Genomic DNA, 16,406 nt, shown 5'->3' on the forward strand with positions numbered 1-16,406 from the left:
AGTCGAATCGTCGCACCGCCCCTCCCACATTAGAATTGCAGTGTTTTCAGGGCCCGGTTACTGCGCACTAATAAAGTGAAACTGCGCCTGGGTCTTCTCAACCGCGCTGCGCACTTTGTCCTTCTGCGCATCACTGCCCGAGTAGTAGATGTCCATCCCCTTCAAATCCAGCCCTTCAAAGGCCTTGTCGGCAATCGCCACATCTACTGAGCTGCTGGCGCCCATGATCAAAAACCCGCTATCGCCCTGTTGCTTGGCATTGAGCAGGTCCTGCTTGAGCTGGGCGGCATTGGCGCCTCCGGCCAGGGCCGTCGCCAACGTGTCGCCAAGCAAGCCATGGCTGGGGATTTTCACGCTGTGCAAGCGCACCTTGGCGCCCGAAGGCAACGACGCCACATGGGCATTGGCCGCTTCGGTAAAGATTTGCTGATCGGTTTTACCCTGGGTGGCGCAACCGGCAAGTGTGGCGATCAGGCATAGGGCGACGAGAGCTTTCACTGTGTATTCCTTGTGTAGGGCTATTCCTTGGGCGCGCATCATAAGAGACGTGTCCCGTCAGCGATACCACTGTGATCCAATCCTGTGCTCCCCCTCACGTCTTCAATCGACTACCATACCGCGCCGGTTCCCAAACGGGACTAATAGGGAATCCGAAACGCGGCCACCCGCGTCAATCGGAACTGCCCCCGCAACTGTAGGTGCTGAGCCTGCTCCCCATTGCCACTGAGCCTCGCTCGGGAAGGCCGGAGCCTGGCGACGACGCATCAGTCAGGAGACCTGCCGGCCCAGCGTTATCACCAACCGGCGGGGTGTCCGGGAAGGACAACCTTGCCCTGCCAGACCGGCAGCGTTCATGGCTGTATTTCCACTACCGTACCTCCCCAGCTCACTGTACGGTCCAAACGGAGATTGCCCCATGCTGCCACGCGTTACCGCCCTGCTCGCCAGCCTTGGCTTCTGTGCCCTGGCCCAGGCCGCACCGACTCATTACCCGCTGACCGTACAGAACTGCGGCAGCGCTGTGACCTTCGCGCAGGCACCGGCGCGCAGCGTGACCATCGGCCAGGCCGCCACCGAGATGCTCTACGCCTTGGGCGTGGGCGATAACGTGGTGGGCACTTCATTGTGGTTCAACAACGTACTGCCGCAGTTCAAGGCCCAGAACGAGCGCATCGAGCGCCTGGCCAACAACGAGCCCAGCTTTGAAGCAGTGATCGCCAAACGCCCGCAACTGGTGGCCGCCGAGCTGGAATGGGTAGTCGGCCCCCAAGGCGTGGTGGGCACCCGCGAGCAATTCCACGAACTGAACATCCCCACCTACCTGTTGCCCTCCGACTGTGAAGGCAAAGACAACCTGGTGGGCGCCGACGGCACGCGTCTGGAGCCGTTCCGCATCGAGACCATCTACAAAAGCATCAGCCAGTTGGCACAGATTTTCGACGTTCAAGATCGCGGCCAACAGTTGAACGACGAGCTCAAGGCACGCCTGGCCAAGTCTGTCGCCACGGCGCAGGGCAAAGGCCTCAAACAGGCCAGCGCGTTGGTATGGTTCTCCAGTTCCGAAATGGCCAGCGACCCCTACGTGGCCGGCCACAAGGGTATCCCCGAGTTCATGCTGCAAACCCTGGGCCTGGCCAACGTGGTGAAGTCCGATGAAGAGTGGCCTACCGTCGGCTGGGAAACCATCGCCAAGGCCAACCCGACCTTTTTGGTGATCGCCCGCATGGATCGCCGCCGCTACCCCGCTGACGACCATGAAAAGAAACTCGCCTTTTTGCGCAGCGACCCGGTCACCCGCAACATGGACGCGGTGAAACACAACCGCATCATCATCCTCGACGCCCTCGCGTTGCAGGCCAGCATCCGCATGTTTGACGGCCTTGAACAACTGGCCACCGCCATCGACGGCTACGACCTGCACAAATGACCCGAACCCTACTCGCCCTGGCCCTGCTGTTGGCCGCTGTACTGGCTGGCGTGGCCATCGGCGAAACCGCCATCTCGCCGCAAGTGGTGCTCCAGGTGCTGGCCAACAAACTGTGGGGGGCCGGTTACGTGCTCGACCCCATCGATGAAGGCGTGGTGTGGAACTACCGCCTGACCCGCGCCCTGGTCGCCGCCGCCTGCGGTGCGGGGCTGGCGACCTGCGGGGTGATTTTGCAGTCATTGCTGCGTAACCCGCTGGCCGACCCGTACTTGCTGGGCATCAGTGCCGGCGCCTCAACCGGCGCGGTATTGGTGGCGTTGATGGGCGTGGGCGGCGGCTTGATATCGCTGTCGGCCGGCGCGTTTGTGGGCGCCATGGCGGCGTTCGCCTTGGTGATTTTGCTCGCACGGGCCAGCGGTACGTCCAGCGGCACCGGGCAGATCATCCTCGCGGGCATCGCCGGTTCACAGTTGTTCAATGCGCTGACCGCGTTCCTCATCACCAAGTCGGCCAGCTCCGAGCAGGCCCGCGGCATCATGTTCTGGCTGCTGGGCAACCTCAGCGGCGTGCGCTGGCCATCGGTGTGGCTGGCGGTGCCGGTGGCGCTCGTGGGCTTGGCCGTGTGCCTGTGGCATCGTCGGGCGCTGGATGCGTTTACCTTTGGCACCGACTCGGCGGCGTCCCTGGGTATCCCGGTGCGCCGGGTGCAGTTCGTGTTGGTAGGCTGCGCGGCGTTGGTGACGGCGGTGATGGTGTCGATTGTCGGCTCCATCGGCTTTGTGGGCCTGGTGATCCCCCATGCAGTGCGCCTGCTGCTGGGCACCGGGCACTCGCGCTTGCTGCCCGCCAGCGCATTGGGCGGCGCGCTGTTTTTGATTGCGGCGGACGTGCTGTCGCGCACCCTGATCAAGGGCCAGGTGATTCCGGTGGGCGTGGTGACGGCATTGGTCGGGGCGCCGGTGTTTGCGCTGATCCTGATCGGCCGCAGGAACGCACGATGAGCGTACTCAGTTGCAGTGGCTTGGGCTTCAAAGTGCGTGACGCCGAGTTGCTGCGCGCTATCAATCTGGAAGTGCAACAGGGGGAAACCCTCGGCATCGTCGGGCCGAATGGCTCCGGCAAATCCACCTTGCTCAAACTGCTCGCCGGGCTGCGCGCGCCGGCCTCTGGCGAAGTGTTGTTGGGCGGCCAACGCCTGGGGCAGTTATCCCGCCGCGCCATTGCGCAACAGTTGGCGGTGGTGGAACAACAGGCCGACACCGACGACGCCATCCGCGTATTCGACGCCGTGGCGTTGGGGCGTACGCCGTGGTTGTCGGCGCTGAGCCCGTGGTCGATTGATGACGACGCCATCGTGCGCCAGGCGCTGCACGACGTAGACGCCACCCACCTGAGCCACCGCGCCTGGCGCAGCCTCTCGGGCGGCGAACGCCAACGCGTACACATCGCCCGGGCCCTGGCGCAACGGCCGCAGATTTTGTTGTTGGATGAGCCGACCAATCATCTGGATATCCAGCATCAGTTGGCCATTTTGAAAGGTGTTCAAGGGTTGCCCGTGACCACCTTGATTGCCCTGCACGACCTGAACCAGGCGCTGACCTGTGATCGCTTGGCGGTGCTGGATCGAGGGCAATTGGTCGCGTTGGGCAAGCCGTTGGAAGTGCTCACGCCGCAGCGGTTGCAAGAGACGTTCGGGGTGCAGGCGCATTACCTGACAGACCCGTTCGACGGCGCACAGATCCTGCGACTGCGCCCGAACTGAACGACCACGATCACAAGAACACACGGGAACATATGTGGGAGGGGGCTTGCTCCCGATGGCGGTGGGTCAGCTATACATTTTCTGGCTGACACACTGCTATCGGGAGCAAGCCCCCTCCCACATGGGTTTAGTGGTGTGGCAAAGGACTACAACAGCCGCTGACAGCCGCATTCGAAGGCACCCAAATCCTGCGCCTACGCCCGAATTGAAGCCTATACACAGTCCAAATGTGGGAGGGGGCTTGCTCCCGATGGCGGTGGGTCAGCTGTACATTTTCTGGCTGACACACTGCTATCGGGAGCAAGCCCCCTCCCACATTTGGACCTGCTGTGTCTTCGAATTCACAGCAGCCGTTGCATATGAGTCGTCTGCCACACCGGGTCCGCCTCCACATCCACCACTTCAAACCCCTGCCTCACCCAAAAATCAATCGCCCCCGGCAAAAACGGGTGGGTATGCAGGTACATCACTTCAACCCCATCCCCCTGCGCCAGCGCTTCCAATGCTCGGTACAACTGCCCCGCCAGGCCGAACCGGCGAAACGCCGGCAGCACAAACAGGCGCACCACCTCTACCGTCTTTCGGCCTTGGTAATCGAGCTGGGGGAAACGCTGGTCATAGGGCAGGTAACCAATGGCCGCGACGATCTGGCCGTCATTGCGAGCCAGCAGAAATCGCCCATCACCCTGTAGGTAAGTGGCCTCGAATTGCGCGAGGTCATCCGGCATGCCGGCAGCACTCAGCTTGGGAAACAACTCGGCGCGGGCCTGCAAGACGAAGTCCAGCACCTCAGGAATATCCGCGACTTCAACCGGCTGGATAATCACTGACGCAACTCACACACCGCACTGCCCTTCATGCCCGACGCATGCACGCTCACATGGCGCACCGTAAAGCCGGGGTCCTGTAGCAGCTGTTTCTCCTCCCAAGTGCCCGCGTTTTCAACCTGATAGCCGATAGCGCCATCCGCTTGCCAGGTCAGGCGCAGGGTATACACCCCGTTCTGGTCAGGCGCGTTAAAAATGAGGGAGTCGATGACCGGCTGCGCCTTGTTGAAGGTGCGCATTTTGAATAAACGTTTGTCACTGTCGGCAAGCGTATAGCTGGACAAAAACAACGTATCGTCCTCAGCCTTGTCCTCGGCGGCCGCCAGGATCACCGACGGCATCCACTTCTCGCCACGGTCCTGATTGTCGGTGGTGACCTTGCAGGTCAACTGGCCGTTGCCGGTGACGTCCTGGCGAAACGCGGTCTCGAAGTAGCCGTAGGGCACGTCGAAGTGCAGTGTCTTTTCGGTGACTTGTTCACAACCGGCCAGCAGGTAGAGCGCTGATAGACCGATGAGTCCTTGAAGAACCTTCACATGCTTTCCTTGGCTTTAACGTTGGGAGGCGAGAGATTACTCCGGCGCCTGAAGATTGAGAACCGCGCCATTCAGTTGTTGGGTTATCCACCTGCGGCCATACACCAACACCGCCTGCGCCACCCCCACCGGAAAATGTATAAACCCATGCGCCGCCTCCGGCACCAGATGCACCTGCGCCCCTGGCCAACGCTCGCCGATCAGCAGCGTGTCATCCTTGAGCGGGTCCAACTCGCCCACAAACATCAACGCAGGCGGTAAGCCGGTGAAATCGCCATACAGCGGCGACAACGGCGGTTGCCGACGCTCAGCGTCGCTCAAGCCCGGCGTGAGCATACGCAACGCCTCGACCATGCCCGGCCCGTCCAGCAATAACGTATCCGGCCCGGCGGCGCGTACGCTGGGGGTACCGGTCAGGTCGTAGACGCCGTAATACAACAGCGCGCCGCTGACCCGTGCGAGCAGCTCCGGCCATTGCTTCAACGCCAACAACGTCGCCGCCGCCAAGTGCCCACCGGCCGATTCACCGACGATTATCACTGGCAGGCCCGCGAACTCCTCGGCGCTTAGCAACCAACGCGCGGCCGTGAGGCAATCGTCCATCAAGCCTTCGACCGGCGTGTCGACCGCCAGCCGATAATCCACCGAGACCACCGCCACGTCGCAGGCGTTGACCATGCCCAGGTTGAGGTCGTCGTCCATCTGCGCATTGCCGATCACCCAGCCGCCGCCGTGGATATCCAGCACCACGCCCTTGGGCTTGCCGCTGGGGCGCAGGATGCGCACGGGGACCGAGCCTGCGAATGTGCACTCGGCGGCTGGTGCCTTTTTGAGGCGCTGGCTGACCCGCAACAGTGCCTGAATCAAACGCGGCGTCACGCGATTGCGGATTTTGAAACGTGGCATCCACGCCAGCTTCTTGTTGAAGCGGCGCATCTGGGCCAGTTCGGGCTCGCTGGCGGGCCAGGGTTGGTGAGCCATCAACGGTTATTCCGCAGGATCGAGAAATTCAACGCCGCCGCCACGCACAGCCACGCAAGATAAGGGAACAGGATCAAGCCGGTGATCAGGTCCAGGCGCACGGCCAACACCACCATCGCGGCAACAGTGAGCCACAACACCGCGAGAATAATCATCCCCGCCAGGATGCGATGGGCGCCGAAAAATACCGGCGTCCACAAGGTATTCAACGCAATCTGCGCCGCCCACAGCGCCAGCACGGTTTGGCTGCCGGGGATCAGGCTGAGGCGGTAGCCGGCCCAGGCCAGCAGCAGATAGATAGTTGTCCAGGCCACCGGGAACAACCAATTGGGCGGAGTGAAGCTGGGTTTGACGAGGGATTCGTACCAGGCGCCGGGCTTGAAGATAATGCCAGTGCTGGCAGCGGCGGCGCAGGCGAGCAGAAAGATGAAGAAGGTCATGGTCGGTCCTTGGCTGGGTGTTTTAGCTTTGAGGTGGGGTGCATGGGTAAAAGTTCACTGCCGATCTGGCTGCGATGTTGCCAGTGCTGCCGCCATCGCAGGCAAGCCAGCTCCCACTTTTGACCGCGTTTCACCTGAACGAATGCGGTCAAATGTGGGAGCTGTCGAGCTTTAGCGAGGCTGCGAAGGGATCGCCGCGCCCCCATTGCCTAGCCCCCTACCCGCATCGCCACTCATGCTAACCAGGTTCGACAATCCTCAACCAAGGCCAGCGTGCCTGATAACTCCGTGCCTTCTGCTCAAACAACACCGGTTCCGGATGCAGCGGGTTGATCCGCAGCACCCCCTGCGCCACATCATCCAACCCATACGGCGCATACACCTCGCCCGTCGCCACTTCCAACCCGATGCAAGTGCCCGCCACCAAATACCGATCAATCCCCTGCCTGGCCGTGTGCAATTGCGGATAAGGCCGCCCAAACCGCTGCCCATACCAAAGGTGCACCCGCGCCTGATTCTTCACCTCGACGTTCACCCCCAAATCCTGGAACAGCACCTCGGCCGCACGGATCACCGCATCCTCGGCCTCGTAGGACAGGTCCGTATCAAAGTAAAAAACGTCGTAGTCCTTAACCCCCTGGTCAGCGGGCAAATTCGACTGATGATTCCACACCGCTTGAAACAGACAGCCCGCCGTCAAAAAACACTGGTCCACACCCAACTCAGGCAGCCGCGCAGTGATTTCGGCATTGATGGGGTTGGCCATCGCCAGTTCAAGCAAGCTATCGACGGTCAATGTCATGGGCGCTCCTTCGAGGTCAGTGCCAGTAGCCTAAGGACACATCACGCAGCAAGCAACTGGAGCCCAACGCCCCACTTCTGGATAATGCCCCCGCCGCACCCTCGCATTCGGATAAGGAAGTCTCCCCCATGAAATTGCCGTTCCCCGCCGCCCTGCTCGCCTGCGCCCTGTGCGCACCGGCCATCACCCACGCCAGCGACGCCGCCCTGACCGACACGCTCAAGGCATTCACCGCGTGCGATGCGAGTTTTTTCAGCAGCCTCAACACCCACCGCGACACCTGGAAAGCCTACGCACCGCTCCAGCACGACAAATCCACCAGTTGGATCGCGGTAAAAAACCGCAGCGAGAGCGACGCGAATACCGTGCCCGTCAGCGCCCCACCGATTGCAGGCTTGAAACTGCTGTCGTACGTCGACGAGAGCACCGACCTCGGCCAACTGGGCCACTACTATTACTGGGGCTTTATCGTTGAAGGCGGCGTCGACGAAGTCGCCAAACACCTCGCCCCGCTGATGGCGCAACCGAACGCACTGCTGAGCGTAGGCGGCGCCTATGTGCGCAGCGAACTCAAACTCGACGATGGCTGGCACCTGATCGTGCCCCAACCGGGCACCGCGCCGGGCACCAAAAAGGTCGAACGCGTGTTGCTGGTGGAGCCCGAAGGCAAACAGGGCAAACAGTCGCGAATCAGCTGCTCACTGCAAGGCGCCGTAAATGCCGCGATGCTGGTGCAACTGCGCCCCGACATTGCCCCGGCCGACTACCCCACTCAACGGCCCGAAACCCCTATCGACAGCGTGACCGTGCCGCCCGCCGTGCTCACCCAGCTCAACGCGCCGCTGCTACGGCCCAAGTTCAAGACCTTGAGCTACACCTACGTCGACAAAAACAGCCCGGCCGGCAAGGTGCGGCCGATCACGGTCGAGTACACCGCCGACGGTGGCCTGCTCAAGAGCAACGAGATCTACAGCCCGACCTTCCACGTCGAACGCCTGACCGTCGCCGACCTCATCCAGGCCAAAGCCAGGATGCACGGCATTGGTGATGAAACCGTCGCCCTCACCCAGCAGGCTGAAGTCAGCGTGCCGTCAAGCTGGGCCCCCGGCCAAACCCTCAGCGCCCGACTGAGCCTGGTCAATGTGCCCGCCAAGGCCAACGCTAAACCCCAAGAAACCGTCATGAGCTGCAAGGTGGGCACGCGCTACCCGGCCAAACAAGTCTTTGCCGAGCTGACCGGTGACGCCATCCCACTGCAATGCGACCAGGGCTACTACAAAACCACCCGCGCGTTTATCGAGGATCTGGGGATCACACTCACCCTCGACTCGGTGTCTGACTCAACGCCCTCGGTGTACCAGTACACCGCGCTGAAAGTTGTGCGCTAGTACTCACGGATCAAGGACATGACCATGCCACTGAAAAAAATCGCCAGCACCCTCGCCCTCGCCACCAGCGCCCTGCTGCTCACCGCCTGTAGCGAAAAGCCTTCGGACGCCGACATCCAAGCCGCCCTGCAACCCCAACTGCAAGGCGCCTCCTGCGTCAGCGCACCGATGTTCAAAAACTTCCCAGTGACCCTGAGCAGCGGTTTCAGCAACGGCACCTCCAGCGCCAACGCCCCGGCCTTCGACGCCCTGGTGGACGCCGGCCTGCTGGCCAAAAACGACAAGACCTACACCCTCACCGAACCCGGCCAGGCCGCCTACGTGCAACCCCGCAGCGGGTTCTGCTACGCCCAGGGCTATGAAATCGCAAAGATCCAAAACACCGAGGTCAACACCCAACAGATGGGCCCTGCCGTGGAAAAATCCTGGCTAGTGACCGTCGACATCCGCCAAAAACCCATCGCCGCCTGGGCCAAAACCCCGGCGATTGAAAAACTGGCGCGTCATGCGGAGAACCTTTCCGAAGCGCCGAAGACCTACCGCGTGACAGTGGGGCGCATCAAAGGTGAGCAAGGGTTGAAGTTGATTGATCCGAGGTTTTCGATCATGCGCGGCGTCAGCGTAAACCAAGCCTTCTAACCCCCGGCAAACACTCCCCCTGTGGCGAGGGAGCTTGCTCCCGCTGGGGCGCGAAGCGGCCCCGGCTTATCACCTGACCCACCGCAGCGGCAGGTTTTGGGGCTGCTGCGCAGCCCAGCGGGAGCAAGCTCCCTCGCCACAAGTGCGCTGCGTAACCAGCCTTAGAGCTCACTGGCCCGATGACTCGCCGCATCGTCATACGCCACATACAACGACTCCGCGACCTGGCTCTTGATCGCCTTCGCAGCCTCCAACCCCAACACAAACCCCTCAGCCTTACCGCCCGCGCGGTTGAGGTCTTCGTGGGTGGACGCGCCGGTAATAGCGTCCAGCAATTTGGTAGCGTGAGGGCCTACACCTTTTGGCAAGCTGATTTGGTCAATGGACATGGCGATACCTTTTAAGAAAATGATCGGTAGCGCGTGGAACCACTGCCGGGGGGGGCATGGTAGACCGGTATCGGCACTAACGGGGCGTTTTCATCCGCCACCCACGAGATGGCAAGTTGCCCCCCTTCAAATTCCCTGCAACGATGCCCTCTGCCTCATTCAAAGGAAGCACCAGCGGATTCGCCTGTTGGAGCCACCATAGCGAACCGCTGCCCCTAAAAAGCCGCTATTGCCTGGTCACGCCCATGCCACTCAACACCCGTAACGCTATCCTCAAAACCCTGAACGATCTTGAACTCAGTGATCTGCGTGCTCGCCCCTTTGACTGCTCGTTCGAGTTGCTCGCAGCACCACCAAGCCACAAACGCCTGATCATGATCGGCTTTAACGGTTCACTGGCAGATGACAACGACACCAATGCCGGAGCCGTGAGGACGGGCTACGAGCAACCCACGTTTTCAAATGTCGTTTACGGTTTAAAAAAAAGGCATTGGGGAAGAACGCCACTCGCCAGTCGACTGATAAAACTTCCCGATGACCTGGGTTTCGACTCGAACACCACTGTCTATACCAACGCCTTATTGCTCTGCTCAGCCAATGCAGCATCGATAACAAAGGCTGCACAAAAATCTTCGCTGGCCTGCATGAAATTGCTAACACACCGATCAATGATTTTTTTCGAACACGTGACCATGAGCCTCGCCGAACCGGAGCTGATCATCGCTTACAGCAATGGGCTAAGCAGCCCATCAGCGGCCAAAATACTCTGGGAAAGATTCGGCAATGGGCAGCCGCTTGACCATGTGGACACGTCTGCCTACTACGCGACGTATGGTTTTACCGCCACCATCGGCGGGCGGAAGGTGCCGGTGGTGGGGATACGGCATATGTCCCGGTTTGTGCCCAATACGCAGGCAATACAATTGGCCTGGGAGCGGCAGAAACGCTTTATAAGCAACGGTTCAATACACGAAGAATGAAGGAGGGAGGTGGCGTCGTCATATACTTTATATTGTATATAACGACTCACCTTATTTAACTTGTAACCCCCTCCGAGCAATGACTACTTTCAAGGTGCAAGAACGCGAGTCTTCACCTCTACACCACTTAAAATCTCTCTTGCCTCAGGTGTTTCGATCAAAGCCGGGAAAAACTTTACAACGAGCAAGCGTCTATCGTCTCTCGTCAAATCGGATGTAGCACCTATAGCAACGTCTTCCGAAATAGATTTAGGCGCCAACACCACATTGATTGCAGTTGTGTATACACCGTGCTTTTCTTCCAACTTGGGTTCCAGCGCAACCAAATATTCCAATATCATTTTCCGAATATCGATATTGACCAAGCCATTAGGCTGAAGAACAGATTTAAACTTAACATCCATATCAATTGACGGTAGCGGTCTAATTTCCAACGTCGGATCATCGAGCAAATAGGTGAGCGGCGCCAACCCAATGACTTCAATATGGATCGCGTCCACGTTGGTTTTACCAACATTATGAAGCGTTATAAATTGCTCAAGAGGCTCAATTAACACCTTCGGGTCAGTAAAATCAAAAGTATCCTTCCCGGCGGTATAAGAAAACGCAAATTCAACGATAGAAGGCTCTCGCAATTTCCCCAAGGCGATATCATTGGCCTGCCTGGCGGTAGTGAGTGCTTCCGTTGCGACACTTAAGCTCGATTTGGCGCCCGACAAGGCGACCCACAAAGCGCCGAGACTTACCAAAAAGCTAGCCACTGCGGCCCACGCTGATACTTCATCCCACATACACCCAAAGACTCCCTGAAATTGACTTATCAAGACTTTCTGCATCACTCAGAAAGCACTGCGCCCCTTACCGCTCGAAATCAGACCGCAAGGGAGGCTGAAACATTAACGGCCCGCCATGGCATAAATTAAGTTTTTCGAACTCATCCGAAGCGCAAAGCGCAAGCGCGTAGGGTATGCCCATCAATCGGCGCCAATCATCTCCACGGCAAAGTCCCCCGTCGCCAGCGTCACTCACCGACCCGCCCCCTAAAAAGCCTTTATCCCACGCCGCCTCGCGCCTAAATTGAACACCTCATTGATCACCCCGAGGCTCAACACCATGGCACGCATCGTCAGAATTCACGCATACGGCGACGCCAGCGTCTTGAAACTGGAAGACATCGACGTACCGGCCCCCGCCGCCGATGAAGTACAAATCGACGTCAAAGCCTTCGGCCTCAACCGCGCCGAAGTCATGTTCCGCAACCACGCCTACCTGCAAGAAGCCGAATTCCCCAGCCGCCTGGGCTACGAAGCCGCCGGCGTGGTGATCGCAGTCGGCGCCAACGTCACCGACCTGCAAGCAGGCGACGCCGTCAGCGTCATCCCACCGCTAGACATCGCCCGCTGGGGCACGTACGGCGAAGTGGCCAACGTACCCGCACACCTCACCGTCAAACACCCGCAAAACCTCAGCTTCATCCAAGCCGCCGCCTCATGGATGCAATACGTCACCGCCTGGGGCGCCCTGGTGGAACAAGCCAAACTCACCACAGGCGACGTCGTAATCGTCACCGCCGCCTCTAGCAGCGTGGGCCTGGCCGCCTTCCAAATCGCCCGCAGCGTCGGCGCCACCGCCATCGCCGTCACCCGCACCGCCGCGAAAAAACAGGCCCTGCTCGATGCCGGCGCGGCCCACGTCATCGTCAGCGACGAAGAAGACCTGGTAGAACGCGTAATGGCACTCACCCACGACCAAGGCGCCCGCGTAGTCTTCGACCCCATCGGCGGGCCGGGCTTTGCAGCCCTCACCCAAAGCATGGCCAAGGGCGGGATATTGCTGGAATACGGCGCACTGAGCTCCGAGCCGACGCCGTTTCCATTGTTTACCGTGCTGGGCAAATGTTTGACGCTCAAGGGGTATTTGTACGCCGAGATCGTCGCCGACCCGGTGGTGTTGGCACGGGCCAAGGCGTTCATTCTGGACGGGCTGGCATCGGGGGCGTTGTCGCCGGTGATTGCGAAGACGTTTGCATTGGATGACGTGCAGGATGCGCATCGGTTTTTGGAGGCGAATCAGCAGGTGGGTAAGGTGGTGGTGACGGTGTAAGAGAAACGTCCTAGGACAATTCCCAAAGCGAGGCAACGGCTTGCCCGATTGCCTACGCGTGCGCCAGAATCCGCCGGCTTGTGCGCTGGGGTGGTGGAATCTAAGGTTGCGCGGTCGCTGAATTTTTCGGTGATCGGGTTTAGTAGCCCACGATTTAACCTAACAAGTGCATGAGCTTCATCTATCAGACGTCCCAGTCTGTGCTTGATGGTGGCTGTGCGCAGGGCGCCCTCGGGCGCGCCGGTTTTGTTAGGTTCCACCGGTCTACTAACCTGCGTACAGCTACCGCCTCTTTGTTTAGTAGCGATGGGGTGGTGGCATCAAGGTAAGGAATTTAACGATGATTAACGATTCGAGTACTCTCTTTAGCGTTGCTTCAGACGCAAGCAATGAAGCCCTCATTATCAATAGTTACGAGACCTTCAGATCTGTTTGCGTTCTGCTGCTTGAACTGTCTGACGATTTGAGCGGAAAGCAACGTGATGTTGCGCTGGCAATTCACCAACTTAGCGAAATAGGAGTTCTGCTCATCGCCAAGCTTCTTGACCGTGAAATGCCTTGTTTCAGCTGACAAGGCACCTACTAAAATAATGCAGATCACCGAGTTATTGTGAATAAAGCACAACAACTCGATGATTCAAATTTTAATAGCCATACAATACGAATCTATCAACCAAACGTCATTGAAATCCAAACCGATTCCGCATTAGAGCCAAAAGAATACATTCTTCGAGATAGAGCTCTCTCACTTAGCCGGATTTCTCTCCTCAGTCAGTTTAGTTTTTTATCGAGTTTTCCCACAGCGTCGAAAAGCTTAAGCGCCAATTCCTTTTGTGCATTTCTTTCATGAGCATTGTACATACTGAGTCCAATATAAATCCCAGACACTATTACTGCATTGAAGCCCACCAACACTATAACAATTGCAACAACTCGAAATCTACGATAGGCAGACTCTCCTCGCTTAACAGAATCCCATGTACTTTTTAATATTGGCGCAGCAGCTGTCCTTATATCATTACAATTTTTCAAGACCTCTGAAAACTCTTGACTTCCGGACTTCCGAGCTTTTAAAACCGCCGCCATCAGCTTTGCCTCGTGACTACCTGGCTCTTTTTCTATCTGTACAGGGTTTAGTCTTAGCTGTATTTTCGTCAAATTCTCTGTGGCTCGGGCGTAAGCCTCTCTTGTCTCTTTATAAGACTCAATTTTAAGCTCGTGCGCTTCTTTTTCTGAATGAATTTTGAGCGGCGCAAACCTTTCAGGCTTGTATATTCGTGATAGCTCTTGAGCTGCCGACGTATATTCAGCTATCTCATTTCGCAACCCATCTATCCAGGCAAGCCGAAATTCTGACACTTTATTTTCTTTAGCGCCAACCAAGTTCATAATTGAAAAAACGCCAGTCAAGAGCGCAGCAACAATGACTCCAAAAGCTACAAAAACAGTTGACGGAATAAAACTTGCGTCCATCTAACAACCTCCAAAATTGTAAATTATACTTATCAAATCAACGAAATCACGAGAAACACCGGGACAAATTCAACTTTCAGCACCTCCCACCTTAATCAGCCCCCCTCATCTACATTATACACTTTGGCTCACACAAAATATTTTATTGTTTCCAAACCGAGAAAAAGGAGCAGACTGTTTTCTAGAAAAATCAATCCACCCCCATTTTCCATAATTATTATTCAAAGTAACAACTTCATTTCGGCAGCCTGAAAAACCCACAACCATCCAAACATTATTTACCAGAAACAATTAAGCGCAAAGAATCGATTTCCGCTTGCAGCTTTTTATTAGCCTTTAAAAGATCATCATTCTCTCGCCTTAATACAGACTTAGAGGGGCGCTCGGGATTGTTAAAGCTTGGAATTTCAAAAACAAGCTCCATCTCATCTTTGTGCGGCATTAATGGTTGATACAGCTGATAAAAAGCACGCCCCACTGAACCACGAAAAAGCTCAAGCTCCGGCTTATTTTTTCCAGCAGACAATATGTGCTGAGTAGCAATACCCGGGTAAGGATCGATATATACAATTTTTTTAAAGCCGAGTTGATAGGCTTTTTTTGCACATAACTCGCACGGACTTGCAGTTGTAAAAAGTACACCTCCAGATAATTTCTGCCCTCCGTATTTAGATATCTGCAAAAAGGCGTTTTCCTCGGCATGAAGAGCTCTTGTATGAACCTGATTTTTCTCGCCCTCAATTTCATTTTGAATACCCTTGAAACAAAATGAAAAATTCCTATTCGAGTTTTTATTTACCGCTATCAAATTGGAATACTTAGAACTTAATGCCTGCCTAAAAACCTTATCTTCCAGTTCATACTCACTAAAATCAGATTTATTTCGCCCCTTAATAAGATCATCCGCACTTCGCAACAAGCACGGCAACTGCCCTTGTGGCGTACTATTCCACCCTATTGCTTTTACGCTATATGACTCATCTGTAACAACGGCACCAACTTGCCTTGAAATACAACCCGAACTCTGTTTGGCGGTATACGCTATTTGCATGCAATTTTCAATGGACGTGGGCATTATGAGCCCAGGGTGCATCATGAGTGTTACGTACCAAGCCAATTGGCTTACTAAGTCGTTATGTGTATACTCACTTCGCTTTGAGTTATGAATATGTATATCAGAAACCTCAATGCAAGCCTGAATATTTTGCGCAACAAATTTTTTAGTCCCAGAAATTTTCTCCGGATACTCCTTGTCATCTAGCGCTTTAATTTCAACGTCCGTAAGTTTCCTATACTCTCTCAGGCTACGTAAGCGCTCAGCATTAGATGTATTAATAGAAACGAGATAAAAATTTGCATAACGCCTCTTTAAAAAGAACGCCTCATACGGGTTCCTTATCGCATCAATAACAATCCTACAAGGAACATTATCCAGTCGAGCTTTTTTATGGGCCAGCTTAATCAAATAATTTAAATTATTTGGAAAATTAAATGGTTGCTCAGGATTAAAGGCTGAATCATTCGCCTTGCCCGACGACCTTATATTATCACCCGCCCGCTGATAAAACTGCGTGAAACTAGCCCCTCCCAACTGCCTCTTAACACAAACAGTCAACTCAGGAAGACCAACATAGTAAAACTCAAACAAACTTTCAACTTCATGAGGCTGAATAGCATTTTTATTTTCTACAATCGGTTGCTTGCTTCTGATCGACTCAAAGACCGACAAAAGCTTTTCTACTTCTTCTTCATCGAGAGGATTACTAAATGTCAAACTAGTAAAGTATGCAACAAAATCTGAAACTGAAAGCTGCAACAACTGATAAGTTATTAAACTACTTGCTTCAATCTTATAGAACGGAGTCCATCCTGAACCATCCAGATATTTTTTTATTATTTGGTGCTTCTTCAATTCATTGCGACTTAGTCCCTCGTAGCCATCGACTGGAACATCAAATTCAGCTTTACATAATTTCTGAGCTGCGGTAGTACATCCGGAACCAGTGCGCCCAGTCAACCCAATGATAAGAAAGTCTTTTGCGTCTTCATACACGCTATTAATGGCAGCTGACGTTTCTTGCATTTAAGCTCTCCCTACAAAGCGCAATTTGACCACCTAAAAATTCAGTGACATTACAACTACATCCCACCCAAATAAG

Annotated in this window: 18 protein-coding genes and 1 riboswitch; of the genes, 8 read left to right on the top strand and 10 right to left on the bottom strand. The window is 56.0% G+C overall.

From position 1 onward, the window contains the following. Nucleotides 1–57: 57 nt before the first annotated feature. Nucleotides 58–498 (bottom strand): hypothetical protein, encoded by a 441-nt coding sequence (locus ICY20_RS12360; protein ID WP_194937617.1) that lies wholly within the window; start codon nt 496–498, stop codon nt 58–60. A gap of 107 nt (nt 499–605) precedes the next feature. Then, nucleotides 606–799, top strand: a riboswitch (cobalamin riboswitch). Between the two features lie 117 nt (nt 800–916). Here ICY20_RS12360 and ICY20_RS12365 point away from each other — a divergent pair. From ICY20_RS12365 to ICY20_RS12375, 3 genes are read left to right on the top strand one after another with little or no spacing between them, the layout of a single operon-like run. Then, on the top strand, nt 917–1,927 hold the full coding sequence (locus ICY20_RS12365; protein WP_194937618.1) for an ABC transporter substrate-binding protein: 1,011 nt from the start codon (nt 917–919) through the stop codon (nt 1,925–1,927). Further along, a complete protein-coding gene (locus ICY20_RS12370) occupies nt 1,924–2,928 on the top strand; it encodes a FecCD family ABC transporter permease (protein ID WP_159963430.1) in 1,005 nt (334 codons plus the stop codon). The genes ICY20_RS12365 and ICY20_RS12370 overlap by 4 nt, the downstream gene beginning before the upstream one ends. Further along, on the top strand, nt 2,925–3,689 hold the full coding sequence (locus ICY20_RS12375) for an ABC transporter ATP-binding protein (RefSeq protein ID WP_159963429.1): 765 nt from the start codon (nt 2,925–2,927) through the stop codon (nt 3,687–3,689). Before ICY20_RS12370 ends, ICY20_RS12375 begins: the two co-directional genes overlap by 4 nt. Nucleotides 3,690–4,030: 341 nt before the next feature. Here the strand turns inward: ICY20_RS12375 and ICY20_RS12380 are convergent, their stop codons facing one another. The 5 genes from ICY20_RS12380 to ICY20_RS12400 all read right to left on the bottom strand — a co-directional run bounded on the left by ICY20_RS12380 (nt 4,031) and on the right by ICY20_RS12400 (nt 7,275). After that, nucleotides 4,031–4,516, bottom strand: coding sequence for a GNAT family N-acetyltransferase (locus tag ICY20_RS12380; RefSeq protein WP_324187952.1), 486 nt, complete (start codon nt 4,514–4,516; stop codon nt 4,031–4,033). Then, nucleotides 4,513–5,052, bottom strand: a complete 540-nt coding sequence (locus ICY20_RS12385; protein ID WP_324187953.1) for a hypothetical protein — start codon at nt 5,050–5,052, stop codon at nt 4,513–4,515. Before ICY20_RS12385 ends, ICY20_RS12380 begins: the two co-directional genes overlap by 4 nt. Nucleotides 5,053–5,088: 36 nt before the next feature. Further along, nucleotides 5,089–6,033, bottom strand: a complete 945-nt coding sequence (locus tag ICY20_RS12390; RefSeq protein ID WP_194937619.1) for an alpha/beta hydrolase fold domain-containing protein — start codon at nt 6,031–6,033, stop codon at nt 5,089–5,091. Further along, the gene (gene tspO, locus ICY20_RS12395) at nt 6,033–6,473 is read right to left on the bottom strand and encodes a tryptophan-rich sensory protein TspO (RefSeq protein ID WP_159963346.1); all 441 of its coding nucleotides are present in this window, start codon (nt 6,471–6,473) and stop codon (nt 6,033–6,035) included. The genes ICY20_RS12390 and tspO overlap by 1 nt, the downstream gene beginning before the upstream one ends. Before the next feature lie 238 nt (nt 6,474–6,711). Beyond that, nucleotides 6,712–7,275 carry a nucleotidyltransferase family protein gene (locus ICY20_RS12400; protein ID WP_194937620.1) on the bottom strand — a complete coding sequence of 188 codons (564 nt, stop codon included), beginning with the start codon at nt 7,273–7,275 and terminating at the stop codon, nt 6,712–6,714. A 128-nt stretch (nt 7,276–7,403) separates the two neighbouring features. Between ICY20_RS12400 and ICY20_RS12405 the strand changes: the two genes are divergently transcribed. Then, the gene (locus ICY20_RS12405) at nt 7,404–8,663 is read left to right on the top strand and encodes a hypothetical protein (protein ID WP_194937621.1); all 1,260 of its coding nucleotides are present in this window, start codon (nt 7,404–7,406) and stop codon (nt 8,661–8,663) included. A 24-nt stretch (nt 8,664–8,687) separates the two neighbouring features. Next, nucleotides 8,688–9,302 carry a hypothetical protein gene (locus ICY20_RS12410; protein ID WP_194937622.1) on the top strand — a complete coding sequence of 205 codons (615 nt, stop codon included), beginning with the start codon at nt 8,688–8,690 and terminating at the stop codon, nt 9,300–9,302. A 161-nt stretch (nt 9,303–9,463) separates the two neighbouring features. On the opposite strand, the gene ICY20_RS12415 is transcribed toward ICY20_RS12410, so the two are convergent. Next, nucleotides 9,464–9,691 (bottom strand): hypothetical protein, encoded by a 228-nt coding sequence (locus ICY20_RS12415; RefSeq protein WP_194937623.1) that lies wholly within the window; start codon nt 9,689–9,691, stop codon nt 9,464–9,466. A gap of 245 nt (nt 9,692–9,936) precedes the next feature. On the opposite strand from ICY20_RS12415, the gene ICY20_RS12420 reads away from it, so the two are divergent. Then, nucleotides 9,937–10,671, top strand: coding sequence for a hypothetical protein (locus ICY20_RS12420; protein WP_228758414.1), 735 nt, complete (start codon nt 9,937–9,939; stop codon nt 10,669–10,671). Between the two features lie 89 nt (nt 10,672–10,760). Here the strand turns inward: ICY20_RS12420 and ICY20_RS12425 are convergent, their stop codons facing one another. Further along, nucleotides 10,761–11,462, bottom strand: coding sequence for a hypothetical protein (locus ICY20_RS12425; protein WP_194937624.1), 702 nt, complete (start codon nt 11,460–11,462; stop codon nt 10,761–10,763). Between the two features lie 322 nt (nt 11,463–11,784). On the opposite strand from ICY20_RS12425, the gene ICY20_RS12430 reads away from it, so the two are divergent. Both ICY20_RS12430 and ICY20_RS12435 read left to right on the top strand, forming a co-directional pair. Further along, on the top strand, nt 11,785–12,774 hold the full coding sequence (locus ICY20_RS12430) for a zinc-dependent alcohol dehydrogenase family protein (protein ID WP_194937625.1): 990 nt from the start codon (nt 11,785–11,787) through the stop codon (nt 12,772–12,774). Between the two features lie 340 nt (nt 12,775–13,114). Continuing rightward, entirely contained in the window at nt 13,115–13,345 is a 231-nt protein-coding gene (locus tag ICY20_RS12435; protein WP_194937626.1) for a DUF6124 family protein, read from the top strand. Between the two features lie 200 nt (nt 13,346–13,545). On the opposite strand, the gene ICY20_RS12440 is transcribed toward ICY20_RS12435, so the two are convergent. Next, on the bottom strand, nt 13,546–14,247 hold the full coding sequence (locus tag ICY20_RS12440) for a hypothetical protein (protein WP_194937627.1): 702 nt from the start codon (nt 14,245–14,247) through the stop codon (nt 13,546–13,548). Between the two features lie 274 nt (nt 14,248–14,521). Next, nucleotides 14,522–16,330, bottom strand: coding sequence for a deaminase (locus tag ICY20_RS12445; protein ID WP_194937628.1), 1,809 nt, complete (start codon nt 16,328–16,330; stop codon nt 14,522–14,524). Nucleotides 16,331–16,406: the final 76 nt, after the last annotated feature.

It is taken from the genome of Pseudomonas pisciculturae, from assembly GCF_015461805.1.
Classification (GTDB): Bacteria; Pseudomonadota; Gammaproteobacteria; order Pseudomonadales; family Pseudomonadaceae; genus Aquipseudomonas; species Aquipseudomonas pisciculturae.